This window comes from Bilifractor sp. HCP3S3_D3 (genome assembly GCF_052063915.1).
Taxonomy (GTDB): Bacteria; Bacillota; Clostridia; order Lachnospirales; family Lachnospiraceae; genus Bilifractor.
In genome coordinates this window covers 1-18,093 of sequence record NZ_JBQHWP010000004.1, presented here as the reverse complement: position 1 = coordinate 18,093, position 18,093 = coordinate 1, and the positions used below count along the sequence as shown (strand labels likewise).

13 protein-coding genes, 1 tRNA gene and 1 rRNA gene are annotated in these 18,093 nt (G+C 45.2%); 10 read left to right on the top strand and 5 right to left on the bottom strand.

Annotated elements, in window-relative coordinates; translation table 11 throughout:
- Positions 1-45: 45 nt before the first annotated feature.
- From ACTNDI_RS03255 to ACTNDI_RS03235, 5 genes are all read right to left on the bottom strand, one after another.
- Positions 46-957: a glycosyltransferase family 2 protein gene (locus ACTNDI_RS03255; protein ID WP_441099328.1), complete on the bottom strand. Its 912-nt coding sequence runs from the start codon at positions 955-957 to the stop codon at positions 46-48.
- A gap of 62 nt (positions 958-1,019) precedes the next feature.
- A complete protein-coding gene (locus ACTNDI_RS03250; RefSeq protein ID WP_441099327.1) occupies positions 1,020-2,243 on the bottom strand; it encodes a hypothetical protein in 1,224 nt (407 codons plus the stop codon).
- Positions 2,244-2,331: 88 nt separating this feature from the next.
- Positions 2,332-3,459: a glycosyltransferase gene (locus ACTNDI_RS03245; RefSeq protein ID WP_441099326.1), complete on the bottom strand. Its 1,128-nt coding sequence runs from the start codon at positions 3,457-3,459 to the stop codon at positions 2,332-2,334.
- A 149-nt stretch (positions 3,460-3,608) separates the two neighbouring features.
- Positions 3,609-5,105: a hypothetical protein gene (locus ACTNDI_RS03240; RefSeq protein WP_441099325.1), complete on the bottom strand. Its 1,497-nt coding sequence runs from the start codon at positions 5,103-5,105 to the stop codon at positions 3,609-3,611.
- Positions 5,106-5,256: 151 nt separating this feature from the next.
- Complete coding sequence (locus ACTNDI_RS03235) at positions 5,257-6,381, bottom strand: hypothetical protein (protein WP_441099324.1); 1,125 nt, start codon at positions 6,379-6,381, stop codon at positions 5,257-5,259.
- A gap of 517 nt (positions 6,382-6,898) precedes the next feature.
- Between ACTNDI_RS03235 and dnaA the strand changes: the two genes are divergently transcribed.
- The 10 genes from dnaA to ACTNDI_RS03185 all read left to right on the top strand — a co-directional run.
- Positions 6,899-8,239 carry a chromosomal replication initiator protein DnaA gene (gene dnaA / locus ACTNDI_RS03230; RefSeq protein WP_441099323.1) on the top strand — a complete coding sequence of 447 codons (1,341 nt, stop codon included), beginning with the start codon at positions 6,899-6,901 and terminating at the stop codon, positions 8,237-8,239.
- A 332-nt stretch (positions 8,240-8,571) separates the two neighbouring features.
- Positions 8,572-9,684: a DNA polymerase III subunit beta gene (gene dnaN, locus ACTNDI_RS03225; protein WP_441099322.1), complete on the top strand. Its 1,113-nt coding sequence runs from the start codon at positions 8,572-8,574 to the stop codon at positions 9,682-9,684.
- Between the two features lie 18 nt (positions 9,685-9,702).
- Positions 9,703-9,921: an RNA-binding S4 domain-containing protein gene (locus ACTNDI_RS03220; RefSeq protein WP_441099321.1), complete on the top strand. Its 219-nt coding sequence runs from the start codon at positions 9,703-9,705 to the stop codon at positions 9,919-9,921.
- Positions 9,922-9,930: 9 nt separating this feature from the next.
- Positions 9,931-11,043 carry a DNA replication/repair protein RecF gene (gene recF, locus ACTNDI_RS03215; RefSeq protein ID WP_441099320.1) on the top strand — a complete coding sequence of 371 codons (1,113 nt, stop codon included), beginning with the start codon at positions 9,931-9,933 and terminating at the stop codon, positions 11,041-11,043.
- On the top strand, positions 11,019-12,956 hold the full coding sequence (gene gyrB / locus ACTNDI_RS03210; protein WP_441099319.1) for a DNA topoisomerase (ATP-hydrolyzing) subunit B: 1,938 nt from the start codon (positions 11,019-11,021) through the stop codon (positions 12,954-12,956). Before recF ends, gyrB begins: the two co-directional genes overlap by 25 nt.
- 176 nt (positions 12,957-13,132) lie before the next feature.
- A complete protein-coding gene (gene gyrA, locus ACTNDI_RS03205; RefSeq protein WP_441099318.1) occupies positions 13,133-15,751 on the top strand; it encodes a DNA gyrase subunit A in 2,619 nt (872 codons plus the stop codon).
- 7 nt (positions 15,752-15,758) lie between these two features.
- On the top strand, positions 15,759-16,604 hold the full coding sequence (locus tag ACTNDI_RS03200; protein ID WP_441099317.1) for a fumarate hydratase: 846 nt from the start codon (positions 15,759-15,761) through the stop codon (positions 16,602-16,604).
- Between the two features lie 176 nt (positions 16,605-16,780).
- A complete protein-coding gene (locus ACTNDI_RS03195) occupies positions 16,781-17,335 on the top strand; it encodes a Fe-S-containing hydro-lyase (RefSeq protein WP_441099316.1) in 555 nt (184 codons plus the stop codon).
- Between the two features lie 283 nt (positions 17,336-17,618).
- Positions 17,619-17,706 (top strand) — tRNA-Ser (locus ACTNDI_RS03190).
- Between the two features lie 282 nt (positions 17,707-17,988).
- Positions 17,989-18,093, top strand: a 16S ribosomal RNA gene (locus tag ACTNDI_RS03185); the annotation flags it as partial.

Genomic DNA, 18,093 nt, shown 5'->3' with positions numbered 1-18,093 from the left:
ACGTTGTTTATTGCATAGTTATAGATTGATAGATTGCATAACCGTTTACTTACCGAGATATTCAATCTCTGGATAAAATTTCTTTCCTATTTTCACTGCTTCATCCATCAACTGTATTCTTCTCTTTTTCTCATCGTCTGAAAGAGAAGACTTTCGAATCCGTTTCTTATGCATTTCTCTTCGAATCCAGAAAAGGATTCTTCCCTTTATTCCCTCCCGACGGTATAAAACCGTTTCATTCCGATACATATAGCTGAAGCGTTCCAGCAGCCCCTCATCCGCAGTTTCAATCGCAGGTCCGTCATTATTTTTTGATTTGTGCACCACAATGCTCTTCGCGGAATAATAGCATGGATATTTCAATGAGATCCGGCGTGTGTATTCCCAGTCATCCGTCCAGATCACGAATTCTTTATACGGCAGACCTACATTCTTCACTACAGATGCAGGAACGAAAAGAGAGACAAAAGTGGCCAGAACAATATTCTGACAATCCTTCTCTGGTTCCTTCAGTTTCTTAACCAGCGAAATTTTCTGCTGGTTCATCCGACATGGTGTTCCATCCTTCCAGAGAACCCGGCTGGACAGAAACCCGTAATTGCCCTGCAGGGAATTTCCAAGCTTCAGTAATTCCTTCAGGGAATTTTCTTTTACGATACAGTCGTCATCCATAAGCCATAAATAATCATAGCCCATCTCACAGGCTTTCCTTATCCCGTAGCAAAAGCCTCCTGCGCCTCCAAGATTGGAACCTGTGTTATCATAATGTACCCTGGAATTTTTCAATTCATCCGCAATGTATTCCGGGGTCCCGTCTGTCGATGCATTATCAACAATCAACACATCGCATTCTTTGACGGACTGGTTCAGGAGTGCCTGCACACATTCCTTAAGCAGTTCTTTCCGGTTATAGGTTACAATAACAGCAGTGATTCTTCCCTCATGTAAATCATTCATGGCTATTCCTTACTCCTATTTGTTCGAACAGAACATTCACAGCTTTTCTCCCGCAAACCTGTTCAAACAGAACGCTCACAGCTTTTCTCCCGCAAACCGGGTTTCCAGTCCTGACACATAGAAAATGGCAGTAGGATGAATGGATTGAATACGGTTTCGGTTAATCTCGGTTCCGTCACACATAATAAGCAGATGACTACCAGACTCATGGTCAGAAAAGAATCCGAGACCTTTACCGACCGATAAATCATATAGCTGTACAAAATAATCACAGCTCCCAGAAGGATTGCTCCCTGTTCCAGTAAAACCTGAAGATAGGCACTGTCGACATAGTTATATGCTGCAGGATTTTCCCATCCGATCCAGGAAATCGGCTGTCCGAATAAGGTGATCGGATATTTTAACAGGGCGTTGTGCCCGAGCCGGAGCCGCTGTGTCAGAAGTGTATTCAGTTTTGACAGAAACGGATTGTATTTGCTGTATGCTGCCTGAAGATAAATGGCCACTGCAGCTGAGACGGCAGGGATTGCCATAAATATTTTTTTCCATGAATCCTTCTGTCTGGTTTTTCTTTTCTTCTGCACACGAATCCGGAGCCCGATCAGAAAAGCCAGTAAAATTGCTCCCGCATTCAGTAAAAAGATAAATCGGCTGTTTGTCATATAAAACAGCCAGTATGCGAGCATCACGAGGATCGCATATTCAGCGACCGTCGTTTTCTCTCTGCGGATACAGAAATAACACAAACTGATAAACAGAAGAGCTGTCGGTGCATATGTCGTCCAGGAAAAACCCAGGTAATGCCTGGAACGGTCCGAGATATCCCGTATGGTATCCTTCAGGACACCTGCCTGACTGAGAATGACTATTCCGGAGAGCATTACTGACCGGACGATCAATGAAACTTTTAAGATTTTTTCCGGATCTACAGAAGAAGCTCCAAATATCATCCAGAAAAGAAATAATCCGGACCGGTTATCTGAACGCACCGAAACCAGAAGTCCGATCACAAGAAGGATGGCCATTGCCAGCATACTTTTTCTGGTATGATAGTCATGAATCAGTTTGATCAGAACACCTAAGTAACACAAATATCGAATATTTTGTAAAAATGACTTGAACCCGGCTGTGTTGGAAAAAACACCAACCTGCAGGAATACAGCTGCAGTATAGATAACCAGTATGACGAGATAGAAGCCTTCCCATCTTGCTGCTTCCACTTCCCTCGCCGCAGGTCTATCTGAAAAAATCCCGGCCTTTTCCGTCACCTTCCCTGTGTATACCATTATTTTCCTTTCTAACCGGATTTATTTTACCCCTGCTGCTCAAAGTTAATCCGTCAACGAACAGAATTTCCGATGAAACAAGAGACCGTCATAAATCCTTATACAGGTTCAAAAAAGACTGAATGGTATCTTTGATATCAAACCCCTCTTTTCTCAGAAACGGAACCATGTCTGTTCTCTCTAAATTCATCTGATCTTTCATGGCACGCACCCACGCGTCTATATCCTTTTCCTCAATTCCTGCAAATGAGACGCGGTCTGTCAATGCGGCTTCGCGAGTAATCCGGTCTGAATAGACCACCGGAAGTCCACAGGCCTGTGCTTCCACTCCTACCACAGGAAGTCCTTCAAACCGGGACGGAAGGACAAACAGGTCCATCGCCTGCATCATCCGTTCTACATGGTCTGTCGTTCCATAGAAAATAACATCGTCAGAAAGTCCTACCTGTGCTGTCATCTCACGGATCCGGTCCCATATTTCCTTTGTACCGTCATGAGACCCGATCAGAAGGAGTTTTGCCTTTGGAACTTCTTTTTTAAACGCCTGGAATACACGTATCAGATATTCATGATTCTTCTGGTAAGAAAAACGTCCCACATGACCGACGACGATATTTTCCGACAGACCAAGCTCTTCTCTCATCTCCCTGCGTGTATCCGCGTCAAAGCGAAAACGGTTAAGATCAATTCCATTGTTGATCTGTATAACCTTTTCTCTTGGAATTCCGGGGTACATCCACGCAGCTGCCAGGTCGGAGCAGGCCGCAAAACAGGAACCGATCTTTTTCAGTCGTCCCCTATATACACGATGAAGAAATTTCTTCACGATCAGGTAATTTCCATCAACCCCAGCAGCGTGAGAATGAAAAATAATCTTTCTTACACCGGCACGTTTAGCGGCATGTCCAAACGCGTACATTCTGTAGGAAGTATCCGCGTGAATATGTACACAGTCATATTTATTTTTCATGAGGAGCTGATAGAGGTTCTGCTCCAGATCCCTCATACTCACATGATTGTGTCCCTCTCTCCCGATAAAATATACCTGTGTTCCTCTGTCATTCAATTCCTTAATATGTGCGTTGTCCGCAAAATGCATGATGCAGGCAATATCCATCTGATACCCTTCCGGTTTTCCCAGAATCACGGAACGCACCAGAGAATATACGCCTCCCAGGCCCTGATCATCTACATTTACTTCGAGAATTTTTTTCATTTTACCCTGTTCCACTTATCTTTCAGGTTATCGTTTATTTTCTTCTCTTGTTTACCCGTAAATCACAATTCCAGACTTCTCAGATTTATTTATCTTTAAAACGAATCAGGAAATCTGACTTACTTTACACAAAATTCTTTGCACATCTATTATTGATCTAAGATTATGCTTCCGAGAATTCTCTTCTCATATGTATGAAGCGTTTCAAGAATGCGGTCTGTCTTCCGGTAATCAGAGGTTCCGATACTGGCAATGATTACTGCGGCGTCTGTTTCCTTCAGACTGTGCAGAGCAGCCGGCGAACTGAGAATATCCCCGGGTGTCTTTATCTGCAGCTCAGATGTCTCCTTGTTCATTTCCGCGGCAATCTTTTCCAGCTGTCCGGGATCAACATCTCCGATCAGCGCAACTGTACCTTTTCCATTCATGAGTTCCGAAAGATTTTCATTTGCAATCTGCCAGCAGACCTCTCTGTCTCTGCTGCTGTAATAATCCGACGCATCCCGATGCGTAAGACGATCCAGCCCCTTTCTTTTTTTTGCGTTGGGAGAAGGTACTGCAGCAATTTTGGAAAATCCGTACTGACGGTTCATCTCAGAAGCACTGTATACCTTGCCGGATGCAAGCAGAGACAGAATCACAAGGAGGAAATACAATACGACTCCTCCAACAAATCCCGCACCGGCATATTTTACAATCGGCTTCAGCAGGTCACTTCTGCTGACGCTTACCTGAGAATTGTCTGTATTTCCGGAATTCATCCCCAATGTAGCTGTCGCAGTCCCGAAGGAATTATTTCCATTGATCAGATTATTGAGCATAGTCAGCCGGCTGTTTGCCTTATCCGTGACAGTTGTATCTGTCACGGTAGTGGTTACCCGGTTATTGATTGCAAGCGTATGTTCTCCATATGTTTTCGTCACAGAAGAAGAATAATTCTGGATCTGTGAAGTCAGTTCATCCAGAAGTTCACCGGCGCCCTGCTCACTTGGAAAACGAATGATAATCTCCGCGGAAATTGTATCATTGATATGATTTTCGCTCAGATCTACCAGTTCCTGAAGGTACTGAGGTTCTGTATTGTACTTTTCAGCCATCGCTGTCCAGTCTATTCCGTAAAGTACAAACTCTTTATATGCGTTCAGGATATTATTTGCATCCTGCTCCGCGACAGTGGTGATAACTACTGAACTGTCATCGGAGGACGGATTTGAACTTTTTGTCTCCGTCTCATCTATGCTTCCCAGTTCCACGGAAGCCAGAGAATCCGGATCATTTTTTCTTTCTTTTTCAAGTTCCGGTGTGGAAACCGATATATCTACAGAAGCCATTCCAACGGCGTTCGGATCCATCTGTGTATAAAAAGATTTATTTACATATTCAGAAGCATGTTCGATCTGCTGTTTAAAATAATCACTATTCTTTTTATAATCTGCTTCTGAGGAAACTCCCGTATCCGCGCTGCCTGTGTTCTCAGAAGATGCTGCGCTCTCTTCCTTCCCTGCTCCTTTAATTTGCGGCAATAAACGGTATGCCTTCCACCCGGAGATCAATATCATAAAAATCACACCACAGACCAGCATTCTTCTCCACTTCTGTAATGCTGTCTGAATCAGAAGTCTCATACTAATTGTTTTATCTCTCATTGTACCTTCCCTTGACCTTATGTCTTTCCTTCATCGTTTATCTGCACTTATCCACATGGATTGAGATTTATCAACATTTATCAGCAGATTACAATTCCATGCTAACCTGATTTTTGCTCTTTGAGAAGCCATCCCTTCAGACACCCGCAGACTATTCTCTCTGTTTCTCCAGATTCTTCACGCATTCCTGAAATGCCCTCCGGAAAAAATATCCTTCCCTGAGCTTTTGTCCCACTTGAGCGGCATTTTCACACATTTCCCTGTATTCCTCGTCTGATACCCCGCTTATCATCTCTGCTGCTTCATACAAATTCCGGATCGTAATTCCCACATGATATTTCTTCACAAAATCAGCAATTGCGGCCTCTTCCCACACCATCACCGGCATACCGGATGTCAGATACAGAGATGCCTTGTGTGGATTGTTATACCGAAGATATTCCCCGGTATTTCCTGCACAGCTCTCAGCAGAAGGTCCATCCCACACAAGCCCGAAATCGCCCTTCAGTACTCCCGGAAGTTTATCGGCTGGAAAAGCCCCCTGATATCGGATGCACTCGGATACCCCGTCGCTCTGAAAATTAACGCCATACGCATTAACCGTAAGTTCTCTGTTTTTTGTTTCTCCGTTGTTCCGGAACATCTCGTAGAGATAGCCGGACTTTCCGGGATGAAGATTGCCTGCCACAGCAAGAGAAGGTTCCTTTCCTCTGATCCTGTGACACATTTCTTCCTTTGTAAGATAATCAAAGATTTCCAGACTGACCAGCTTTTCGGGTTCAAATCCCTTCTCGATCAGATACTGCCTCATATGTTCATTATGACAGATCACTGCGTCAAATTGTTTCAGAAGATTCTGATCTGATATTTCCGCGGTTTTTCTGCTTTTCGTATAAAGCCCCTGAACCCCCATTCTCAAGGACTCCAGGTCATGAATCAGTGCTATGAAACGACAGCCCTTTTCTCTTTTAATAGCAGGAATATATTTTAAAGCTGCCCTGGCGCCATACATGGGATGCTGATATAAAACGATATCCCCTTCCCCGACTGTGCGGCACAGCTCTTTCCATCTCTCCGAACAGGTTTTCAACAGCCAGATTTTTCCTTTTATCACATTGATTCCTTTCGGAAACATATATTTCTGCGCAGGAAATAAAAATCCGGTCATCCCCATTTCATGTGCAATCAAAGAAATATCTGAAGGAGCCTTTACCCCTGCATGTTTTCCTTCCCCGGACTGCAGATCGATAGAATAAAAGATACCCATTATCTTCATCCTTTCCCTTCGTGACTGCCATACAATAAATTTTCCAAAAAACTGTATAAGCTGCTGATTGCTCCGTGCTCCCGCAATTATACAGTAAACCGCCATGCCCCGCAAGCGGGGCGTCACAATATCTATAAGTCCCCGCATCACTTCGCTGCTTCCGTTTTGCTGACAAATATGATGATACTTACATAGGTTTACGTAAGTTATCAACAATTTTGTTGATAACTTGTGGATAACTCACAAAAATATGGTTCATATTTTTGTAATTTTTTTGTAAACAGTTTAATTTACGCGGTTTTTCTTACGTGTATAAGTGGATATCATTCTGTGCACAAACTGACATCTACACCGTATTATCCACATCACCCTTCAAACAACTGTTCTCGTGTTGATAAATTCCGTATTTTAGTTTAATATAAAAGAGGTGTTTTGTCTTCTTTTTTCGGCGCAGCATATTTATATAACATAATGAAATGGATTGTGCCGGTTACAGGAAGAAATTTTATCAACAGCAGAGGTTATCATGAGCATTATCGAAGAAAAGTGGGATCAGATTCTGGAACGTGTAAAGGAAGAGCATGAGCTTGGAGAAGTTTCCTTTAAGACATGGATCAAGCCCCTCAAGGTATATAAGGTAGACGGTCATGATGTCACCATTCTCGTTCCATCGGAACAGGTTGGTCTTGACTATGTATCCAAGAAGTACAAGCTTCCAATCAAGGCTGCCATCGGCGAACTGACCGGAATGGACTGCGAAATTTATTTTATTCTTCCCCAGGACGCAGAGAAAGCCAGCCGCGAAAAGCAGGTCAAAAATGAATCCATTCTTACCGGACTGAACCCGAAATATACCTTTGATACCTTCGTCGTAGGCAAAAACAATCAGTTTGCTCACGCGGCTTCTCTTGCTGTTGCGGAGTCACCCGGTACGGTGTACAATCCTCTGTTTTTATATGGAGGCGTGGGACTGGGGAAGACCCATCTGATGAATTCCATTGCACACTTCATTCTCGAGAATAATCCCTCAATGAAGATTGTGTATGTCACCAGTGAAGAGTTCACAAATGAAGTCATTGAGGCAATTCGTGCAGGAAGCAGCACAGCCCTCACCAAGTTCCGTGAAAAATACCGTAACGTGGATGTTCTCCTCATTGATGATATTCAGTTTATCATCGGAAAAGAATCCACACAGGAGGAGTTCTTCCACACCTTTAACGCGCTGCATTCTGCCGGAAAACAGATCATTATTTCGTCCGATCGTCCACCGAAGGATATGGATGTCCTCGAAGAGAGAATCCGCTCCCGGTTTGAATGGGGTCTGATGGCAGATATCCAGAGTCCCGACTATGAGACACGAATGGCTATTCTCCGGAAGAAGCAGGAAATCGACGGATCTAATGTGAGCAATGAAGTCCTGGAATACATCGCCAGCAATGTGAAGGCAAATATTCGTGAACTCGAGGGCTCTCTGAATAAGGTCATCGCCATGGCCAACCTGGAACAGAAAGAGATCAATCTTGATCTGGCTCAGAACGTTCTGAAGGACATTATTTCTCCCAATGAAAAGCGGGTGGTGACGCCGGAGTACATCATCGACATTGTGGCGGAACAGTTCAATATCACTCCGGAAGAAATCAAAAGCTCCGTAAAGTCACGCAGAATTTCTTACCCGAGACAGATCGTCATGTATCTCTGCCGGACGATGACATCGAATAATCTGCAGGCCATCGCGGAAAGCATCGGCGTTCAGAACCATACGACCATCATCTACGGCATCAACAAGATCGACAAGGACTACAAGACCAAACCTGAGACAAAAGAAGTCGTTGATCTCCTGAAGAAAAAGATTTCTCCGGAGGGATGATCATACTTGTTCTCCCGAAGGAGTTTCTTCTATATATATAGTGTTCCAGATCCATCTATCCACAATTTATAGACTATGTGGATAAAAACAGAGTGGATAAATGTGGATTATTTTCCATTTACATTTTTCTGACAGCCGGTTTTATCGATACTGACAGACTTATGATCCTCCTTTTTCCGCTTTTTTTCACGGCAAAAGGGAGTTTTCCACATTTCAACCTCCCCTAAGACGAAGTCGAAGAATTTTTTTATTATTCTTTTCTATCTTTCCCGTTTTTCAACCCGCGGGATTGTCAGTATCGCACAGACAAACCGAAAGGAGTCGCACAGGTAATGAAGCTCGTTTTTAATCAGGCAGATCTTGCAGACAGTGTAAGTATTGTAATGAAGGCCGTACCTTCCAAGACCACAATGCCGATTTTACAATGCATCATGATTGAAGCTTCCTTCAACCAGATCAAGTTCACGGCAAATGATATGGAACTCGGCATTGAAACCATCGTAAAGGGAGAAATCGAGGAAAAGGGAAAAATCGCTCTCGATGCAAAAATTTTCTCGGATATCATCCGCAAACTTCCAAATAACAAAGTTTTTATCGAAACGAATGAAAATGATGTAGCGACGATTACCTGCGAAAAGGCTAAATTCAGTATTCCCGGAAAATCCGGTGATGATTTCGCATATCTTCCGGTAATTGAGAGAGATGATTTTATTTCCATTTCACAGTTTTCTCTGCGTGAGGTTATTCGTCAGACGATTTTCTCTATCGCCGTTAATGAGAACAATAAGCTGATGACCGGAGAATTGTTCGAAATCCGGAATAATGTGCTGAAGGTCGTATCTCTTGATGGTCACAGAATTGCCATCCGTAATCTGGCTCTTTCGGGAGAATGCCCGGATCAGAAGGTGGTTGTACCGGGCAAGACATTGAACGAGATCAGTAAGATTCTGTCCGGCGAGATGGATGACATGGTAAATATCTATTTTGCGGAGAATTATCTTCTGTTTGAATTCAGCGACACCATTGTCTTGTCACGCCTGATTGACGGAGAATATTTCCGGATTGATCAGATGCTGTCCAGCGATTATGAGACAAAGATCACAATCAACCGGCAGGAATTTATGGACTGTATCGACCGCGCGACTCTTCTGGTAAGGGAGAGTGATAAGATGCCGGTCATCATTGATGTGACAGACGGGCAGATGGAGCTTCGAATTGATTCTTCGATCGGTTCGATGGATGAGGAAATTGATATTGAGAAGACAGGGAAGGATATTATCATCGGATTTAATCCGAAGTTCCTTCTGGATGCGCTTCGGGTCATTGATGATGAGAACATTTCCATTTACTTCGTGAATGCGAAGGCTCCCTGCTTTATCAGGGATGAGAAGTCATCTTACATCTATCTGATTCTTCCCGTAAATATTAATGTGAATAATCGATGAAAAGGGCAGGAAAAGTAAATGGAGAAAATCACGATAAAAGATGACTTTATCAAGCTTGGTCAGGCAATGAAGCTTGCCGGTCTGGTAGATGAAGGTGTGGAAGCGAAGATTGCGATTCAGAATGGCGAGGTCTCGGTAAATGGAGAAACGGATACCCGGCGGGGGCGGAAGCTGACGGACGGTGATGTTTTTTCCTTTAACGGCAGAGAAGTCATGGTGACCAGAGCAGAAGCTTAATCCGGAAATATGTACGTAGAATCACTGGAGCTAAAAAATTACAGGAATTATGACAGAATTTCTCTCCATTTTGACCGGGAGACGAACGTTCTGTACGGCGACAATGCCCAGGGAAAGACAAATATACTGGAGGCCATCCAGCTCGCGGCGACGACAAAGTCTCACAGAGGAAGCCGTGACCGGGAGATCATTCGTTTCGGAGAGGAAGAGGCGCATCTGCGCCTCGTCTTCCGCCGGAATGAGGTGTCTCACAGAATTGATATGCATCTCAAGAAGAACGGAAAGAAAGGTGTGGCGATCGACGGAATTCCGATTCGCAGAGCCTCAGAGCTGTTCGGGATGATCAGTGTTGTCTTTTTTTCTCCGGAGGATCTGAATATCATCAAAAATGGTCCGAATGAGCGGAGAAGATTCATGGACAGTGAATTGTGCCAGCTGGATAAGGTCTATTATACCGATCTGACTGAGATGAACCGGATTCTTACCCAGAGGAACGCACTTCTGAAGGATATTCCTTTTCATCCGTCACTGGAGCAGACGCTTGATGTGTGGGATGAGCAGATGGTCAGTCATGGCATTCACATTATCCGGTCGAGAAGATCCTTTATCGGGCATCTGAATGAGATCATCGGCAGAATTCACGAGAATCTCACAAATGGCAGGGAAAATATTGAGATTGTCTACGAGCCGAATGTGGAGGAGAAAAATTTCAGGGAGATTCTTTCCGGCAGCAGGGTAAGGGATCTCAAAATGAAGACCTCTACGGTGGGACCGCACAGGGATGATTTCAGAGTCAATGTAAATGGAATTGACATCAGACATTATGGTTCTCAGGGACAGCAGAGGAGTGCGGCTCTTTCCCTAAAGCTGTCCGAGATTTATCTTGTGAGGGAATCGGTCGGAGATACACCGGTACTGCTGCTGGATGATGTTTTGTCCGAGCTTGACAGCGGAAGACAGGCGATGCTTCTGAAGCGAATGGATGAAGCGCAGACATTCATCACATGTACAGGGATGGATGAGCTGATTGAGAATCATTTTCCTGTTAACAGGGCTTTTCACATCGTGAACGGAACAGTTGAAAATCAGGAGGACGTATGGAAACAGAATCAACCGTTGTGACAAATGAATATGGAGCTGATCAGATTCAGATTCTGGAAGGACTGGAAGCAGTAAGAAAACGTCCCGGTATGTATATTGGAACCACATCCTCCAGGGGGCTTCATCATCTGGTTTACGAGATTGTAGACAATTCTGTGGATGAAGCGCTCGCCGGATACTGTACACATATTGAAGTGACGATCAATCCGGACAACTCCATTACGGTTATTGATGACGGACGTGGAATTCCTGTCGGAATCAATCATAAGGCCGGGATTCCGGCGGTAGAGGTGGTGTTTACGGTTCTTCACGCGGGAGGTAAGTTCGGCGGCGGCGGATACAAGGTATCCGGAGGTCTCCACGGAGTGGGAGCCTCTGTCGTCAATGCCCTTTCTGACTGGCTGGAAGTTCAGATCTATCACGATGGGAAGATCTATAAGCAAAGATATGAGCGCGGAAAAACGATGTACAAGCTCAAGGTGGTCGGTGAGTGCGATCCGGAGAAGACAGGAACCCGTGTCGATTTTAAGCCGGATGAGACAATTTTCGAAGACACCGTCTATGATTTCAATACTCTGAAGACAAGGCTTCGCGAGACAGCTTTTCTGACAAAGGGGCTGAAGATCACTCTCAGAGACAAGAGAGAGGGAATGGAGCAGGAGAAGGTCTTTCACTACGAGGGCGGAATCAGGGAATTTGTCCAGTACCTGAACCGGAGCGCGGAGGTATTGTATCCGGATATCATGTACTTTGAGGGAATTCAGAATGGTGTCATGGTTGAAGTTTCCATGCAGCACAATGATTCCTACAATGAGACTGTGTACGGATTTGTCAATAATATCCTGACTCCGGAGGGCGGTATGCACATCGTCGGTTTCCGCCAGGCGATAACCAGAACCTTCAACGATTATGGACGTAAGATGAAGCTGCTGAAGGACAGCGATGAAAATCTGACCGGTGAGGATATCCGGGAAGGACTTACTGCCATTGTCAGCGTAAAGATTGAAGACCCTCAGTTTGAGGGACAGACAAAACAGAAGCTCGGAAACAGTGAAGCAAGAGGAGCGGTTGACGCTGTGGTCAGCCAGCAGCTATCCGTATACCTGGAGCAGCATCCGGATGTAGGTAAGATTATCATCGAAAAATCGGTGATTTCCCAGCGTGCCAGAGAAGCTGCCCGAAAGGCAAGAGAGCTCACCCGGCGGAAAACAGCGCTTGACGGTCTGGCGCTTCCTGGAAAGCTGGCGGATTGCTCCGATAAGGACCCGAAGAAATGCGAGATCTTTATCGTTGAGGGAGATTCCGCCGGAGGCTCCGCAAAATCGGCGAGAAACCGAAAGACACAGGCGATTCTTCCCCTCCGCGGAAAGATTCTCAATGTGGAAAAGGCAAGGCTTGACCGGATATACGGAAACGCCGAGATCCGTTCCATGATCACAGCCTTTGGAACGGGAATTCATGAGGATTTTGATATCACAAAGCTCCGATATGACAAGATCATTATCATGACCGATGCCGATGTTGACGGCGCGCATATCGCGACACTGATGCTGACGTTTCTGTACCGGTTTATGCCGGAGCTGATCAAGCAGGGACACGTATATCTGGCAAAACCGCCGCTCTACAAAATCGAGAAAAACAAAAAAGTATGGTATGCATACAGCGATGATGAACTGAATCAGATTATGAATAAAATCGGCAGAGATGCGTCAAATAAGATTCAGCGTTACAAAGGACTCGGTGAGATGGATGCGGATCAGCTCTGGGAGACCACGATGGATCCTGAAAACAGAATCCTGCTCCGTGTGAATATGGATGAGGATGAATCTTCAGAGATTGATCTCACCTTTACGACTCTGATGGGAGATAAAGTAGAACCACGGCGTGAGTTCATCGAGGAGAGAGCAAAGGATGTGCAGAATCTGGATATCTGACAGGATAATCCGGTAACTATTCAGATCCTGTGTTTCGGATTTTTCAGAGCACAGGTTTACGCGAGAACCAGGATAAGGGGACAGAACCATCAGAAAGCGTTTTTTCCCGTATCACAGGCAGATAGATGAAGCATAAATAATGGCAGAAAGCTGTCCCAAAAGAAAGGCACATGAAAATGGATGATAAAGTCTTCGATCGAATTGAGGAAGTAGACCTCAAGAAGAAAATGGAAGATTCCTACATCGATTACGCGATGAGTGTAATTGCGTCACGAGCGCTTCCGGATGTACGTGACGGTTTGAAACCGGTACAGAGAAGAATTCTGTATTCCATGATAGAATTGAATAACGGACCCGACAAGCCTCACAGAAAATGTGCCCGTATTGTCGGTGATACGATGGGAAAATATCATCCGCACGGAGACTCTTCCATTTATGGAGCGCTTGTCACGATGGCGCAGGACTGGAATATGAGGTATACCCTCGTTGACGGCCATGGAAACTTCGGTTCGGTTGACGGAGACGGAGCCGCGGCAATGCGTTATACAGAGGCAAGGCTGAGCAAAATCTCGATGGAGATGGTCCGTGACATGAACAAGGATACGGTAGATTTTGTTCCGAACTTCGATGACACGGAAAAAGAGCCTACCGTTCTCCCGGCAAGAATTCCGAATCTTCTGATCAATGGCGCATCGGGAATCGCTGTTGGTATGGCGACGAATATTCCGACGCATAATCTGCGGGAAGTTGTTGGTGCCGTAGTCAAAATCATCAATAATCGGGTTGAAGAGGACAGAGAGACCACCCTTGATGAAATTATGCAGATCATCAAGGGACCGGATTTTCCGACTGGCGCCGAGATTCTCGGGGTGCGCGGAATTGAAGACGCCTACCGGACCGGACGCGGAAAGATCCGTGTCCGCGCAATTACCAATATCGAGACTCTGCCAAACGGCAAGAGTCAGATTATCGTCACAGAACTTCCGTATATGGTGAATAAGGCGCGGCTGATCGAGAAAATCGCCGAGCTTGTGCGCGATAAGAAAATCGACGGAATCACGGGTATCAATGATCATTCCAACCGTGAGGGAATGAGAATTGTGATTGATCTCCGTCGTGACGCAAATGCAAATGTCATATTGAATCAGCTTTATAAGCATACGCAGCTTCAGGATACCTTTGGTGTTATCATGCTTGCCCTTGTGGATAATCAGCCGAAGATTCTGAATCTTCTTGATATGCTGAAATATTACATTCAGCACCAGGAAGAGGTTGTCACCAGAAGAACGCAGTATGACCTGAACAAGGCGCAGGAAAGAGCCCATATTCTGGAAGGACTTCTGAAGGCTCTTGATATTATCGATGAAGTGATTCATACCATTCGGGCATCCGCAAATACAGCGGAGGCAAAGGCAAACCTGATCTCCAGGTTCGGCTTTACCGATCCGCAGGCGCAGGCGATTGTAGATATGCGTCTGAGGACACTGACCGGTCTGGAAAGAGAGAAGCTTCAGGCGGAGTATGATGAGCTTCAGGCCAAAATCATCGAATACAAGAAAATCCTGGGCGACCGGAAGCTTCTTCTCGGCGTAATCCGTGATGAGATCAGTGAAATTGCGGAAAAGTACGGGGATGACCGGCGTACCAGAATCGGATATGACGTCTACGATATCTCCACCGAGGATTTGATCCCGCAGGAAAATACCGTGATCACGATGTCCAGACTCGGATATATCAAGAGAATGTCTCCGGATAATTTCCACAGCCAGAATCGCGGCGGAAAAGGAATCAAAGGCATGCAGACCCTCGACAATGACTATATCGAGGATCTGTTCATGACGATGTCTCATGATTATCTGATGTTCTTTACCAATATGGGACGCGCATATACCTTAAAGGCGTACGAAATTCCGGAGGCAGGAAGAACAGCCAGAGGTACCGCAATCGTGAATCTCCTTCAGCTGCTTCCCGATGAAAAAATAACAGCTGTCATCGCAATTTCCGAGTTTTGCGAGGATCAGTATATTTTCATGGCGACAAAGAAGGGGATTGTCAAGAAGACTCCGGTGCCTGCATTCCGCCACATGAGAAAGACAGGTCTAGCCGCAATTACGTTAAATAATGGTGATGATCTGATCGAAGTGAAATATACAGATGGAACGCAGGATGTAATTCTGGCGACGAGAGATGGAATGTCCATCCGGTTCAATGAGAAGGACGTGCGTCCGACCGGAAGAGGATCCATGGGAGTGCGGGGAATTGCTCTTCGAAACGGCGATGAAGTGGTTGCCATGCAGATCCGTCAGCAGGGGGAATACCTGCTCTTTGTCACAGAAAACGGAATCGGAAAGCGCACCCTATTTGACGACTTCCGCATTCAGACCAGAGGCGGCGTTGGAATTAAGGCGATCAATCTCAGGGAAAATACAGGAAAACTGATCGGAATGAAGGCTGTGAACAGCGAAGATGAAATTATGCTGATCACAAAGGGAGGTATTATCATTAGGACTCCTGTAAAAGGAATTTCTGTTCTGAAACGCAGCGCAACCGGAGTGAAGATCATGGATGTCATGGATTCCGTGGCGGGAATCGCCAAGGTTGTCGGCGAAGATGATGAAGATCCTGAGTCCGGGGAAATGCCGGATGAGAGTCAGACAGCAGAAGACGAAGGTGATTACAAGTCTGAAGAATTCGCGGACGGAAATTCAGGTGAACCTGCATCCGGAGAATTGTCAGACGCAAATGCGGACGAGCATGCATCCGGTGAAATCTCAGAGGATAATCGGGAAGAATGAGGAATCGATGATGAGAGATATTGATGTCAGTGAAGTGACAAAAGCGGTAAAGGAAATGTGTATTTCTGTCAATTACGAGCTTTCCGATGACATGAAGGAATGTATGAGATCATCAGTGGATAAGGAGCAGTCTCCGCTCGGAAAACAGATTCTGAACCAGCTTCAGGAAAATCTGAAGATAGCAAAGGAAGACCGGATTCCGATTTGCCAGGATACCGGAATGGCTGTTGTGTTTCTGGATATCGGCCAGGAGGTTCATTTTGTGGGCGGAGTCCTTGAGGATGCTGTCAATGAGGGGGTCCGTCAGGGCTATACAGAAGGATATCTTCGTAAATCCGTAGTAAGAGATCCCCTGGATCGCGTAAACACAAAGGATAACACACCGGCGGTCATTTATTATCATATTGTGCCTGGAGATCAGGTGAAGATTACCGTTACAACAAAGGGCTTCGGCAGTGAAAATATGAGCAAAATTGTCATGCTTAAGCCGGCGCAGGGAGCAGAGGGAGTCAAGGACGCAATTGTTCAGACAGTAAAAGAAGCCGGACCGAATGCATGTCCTCCCGTATTTGTCGGTGTCGGTATCGGCGGAACATTCGAAAAGGCCGCGCTGATGGCGAAACAGGCACTGACCAGACCTGCTGGGCAGCATTCTGAAATTCCATACGTAAAAGAGATGGAGGAAGAACTGCTGGAGAGAATCAATCAGCTTGGAATCGGTCCGGGGGGACTTGGAGGAAAGGTTACCTGTCTTGGAGTGAACATCAATACCTATCCGACTCACATAGCAGGACTTCCACTGGCAGTCAATATGTGCTGCCATGTGAACAGGCATGCAGTCAGATATCTGTGATTGGATCGGACAGTGCTTTGTCTGTATTCGGATATCATTGACAGAATGCTGCAGGATTGCGAGAGTGCGAAACACGGGAGAGATCTATAGCCTATGAAGTATGTAGTGCCCCGCCTGCGGGGCATATAGGTTACGGTATAGCCGCGAATTGTTCCGGGAATAGAGGATATCAAACAATGGAAAGAAAAATGAATGTTCCCATGAGCAGGGAAGATATCAGAAGTTTGCATGCGGGAGATTATGTGTATCTGACAGGAACCGTTTATACGGCGAGAGATGCTGCGCATAAGAGAATGAAGGAAGCCATTGATCAGGGAAAGGAACTTCCCTTCGATGTTCGTGGTAATATAATCTATTACATGGGGCCATCTCCTGCCAGAGAGGGAAGACCGATCGGATCCGCAGGACCTACGACGGCCGGAAGAATGGATAAATATGCTCCTCAGCTCATGGATCTCGGATTAAGCGGGATGATTGGAAAGGGACGCAGAACACAGGAGGTTGCCGATGCAATTATGCGCAACGGGTGTGTTTACTTTGCAGCTGTAGGAGGGGCAGGTGCTCTTTTGTCAAAGCGGATTCTCTCATCGGAGGTGATTGCCTATGATGATCTCGGTACAGAAGCAATCCGAAGGCTGACAATCAAGGATTTTCCGGTGATAGTCGCAATTGATGCTGAAGGGAATAACATATACGATATTGCCCTGGAAAAATACCGTGTCGAACAATGAGACAAAGAAGTCGCAGCATACATCTGGTAAATAGGAAGGAATTTCAACATTCTGCTTCTGTTCTCAGTCGGGCTGTGATGAAGTGAAAGAGACAAATGAAAAGAGTAAAAGGCCGGTCAGAAAATAAGAAAAGATAAGAAAAGGCTGGGCAGAAAATAAGAAAAAAACGTTGACAAAAGAATTATACTTTTGTATAATCACTAGTGCGTCGTGTGAATGATGCGTTAATTTTTTACCTGTTTCAGGTAAATCAAGTGGTAACAACCATTCTTGACATGGGCTTGGAGAAGTACTCAAGAGGCCGAAGAGGCGCCCCTGCTAAGGGTGTAGGTCGGGAAACCGGCGCGAGGGTTCAAATCCCTCCTTCTCCGTCTTTCAGATTTTTCAAAAAAAGTTGTTGACAAACTGAAAGATATGAGTTATAGTAAACGAGCTGTCGCCGAAAGGCACAGCAAAACATGAACATTGACAACTGAACAGTAAAACACATCCTCGAAAATTCAAATGAAGTTTTATAAAATTTTTGTTTGAACGATCGATAAGTATTCATGAATGTAACGTTCAGATGAACGATACATGAATTGATTACGATCCTTTAAAACAGTAAAAAGGGATGAATTAGCCAAGTGTTAATTCTGAACGAATCAAATCTTTTTTATGAGAGTTTGATCCTGGCTCAGGATGAACGCTGGCGGCGTGCTTAACACATGCAAGTCGAGCGAAGCACTGAAGAAGATTTCTTCGGAATGATTTTTCAG

Bases quoted from the DNA above. Each gene is read 5' to 3' on its own strand.
- gyrB (WP_441099319.1), top strand. From the start codon at position 11,019: ATGGAAACAGAATCAACCGTTGTGACAAATGAATATGGAGCTGATCAG.
- ACTNDI_RS03245 (WP_441099326.1), bottom strand. From the start codon at position 3,459: ATGAAAAAAATTCTCGAAGTAAATGTAGATGATCAGGGCCTGGGAGGC.
- ACTNDI_RS03255 (WP_441099328.1), bottom strand. From the start codon at position 957: ATGAATGATTTACATGAGGGAAGAATCACTGCTGTTATTGTAACCTAT.
- ACTNDI_RS03220 (WP_441099321.1), top strand. From the start codon at position 9,703: ATGGAGAAAATCACGATAAAAGATGACTTTATCAAGCTTGGTCAGGCA.
- dnaA (WP_441099323.1), top strand. From the start codon at position 6,899: ATGAGCATTATCGAAGAAAAGTGGGATCAGATTCTGGAACGTGTAAAG.
- dnaN (WP_441099322.1), top strand. From the start codon at position 8,572: ATGAAGCTCGTTTTTAATCAGGCAGATCTTGCAGACAGTGTAAGTATT.
- ACTNDI_RS03250 (WP_441099327.1), bottom strand. From the start codon at position 2,243: ATGGTATACACAGGGAAGGTGACGGAAAAGGCCGGGATTTTTTCAGAT.
- recF (WP_441099320.1), top strand. From the start codon at position 9,931: ATGTACGTAGAATCACTGGAGCTAAAAAATTACAGGAATTATGACAGA.
- ACTNDI_RS03195 (WP_441099316.1), top strand. From the start codon at position 16,781: ATGGAAAGAAAAATGAATGTTCCCATGAGCAGGGAAGATATCAGAAGT.
- gyrA (WP_441099318.1), top strand. From the start codon at position 13,133: ATGGATGATAAAGTCTTCGATCGAATTGAGGAAGTAGACCTCAAGAAG.
- ACTNDI_RS03235 (WP_441099324.1), bottom strand. From the start codon at position 6,381: ATGAAGATAATGGGTATCTTTTATTCTATCGATCTGCAGTCCGGGGAA.
- ACTNDI_RS03240 (WP_441099325.1), bottom strand. From the start codon at position 5,105: ATGAGAGATAAAACAATTAGTATGAGACTTCTGATTCAGACAGCATTA.
- ACTNDI_RS03200 (WP_441099317.1), top strand. From the start codon at position 15,759: ATGATGAGAGATATTGATGTCAGTGAAGTGACAAAAGCGGTAAAGGAA.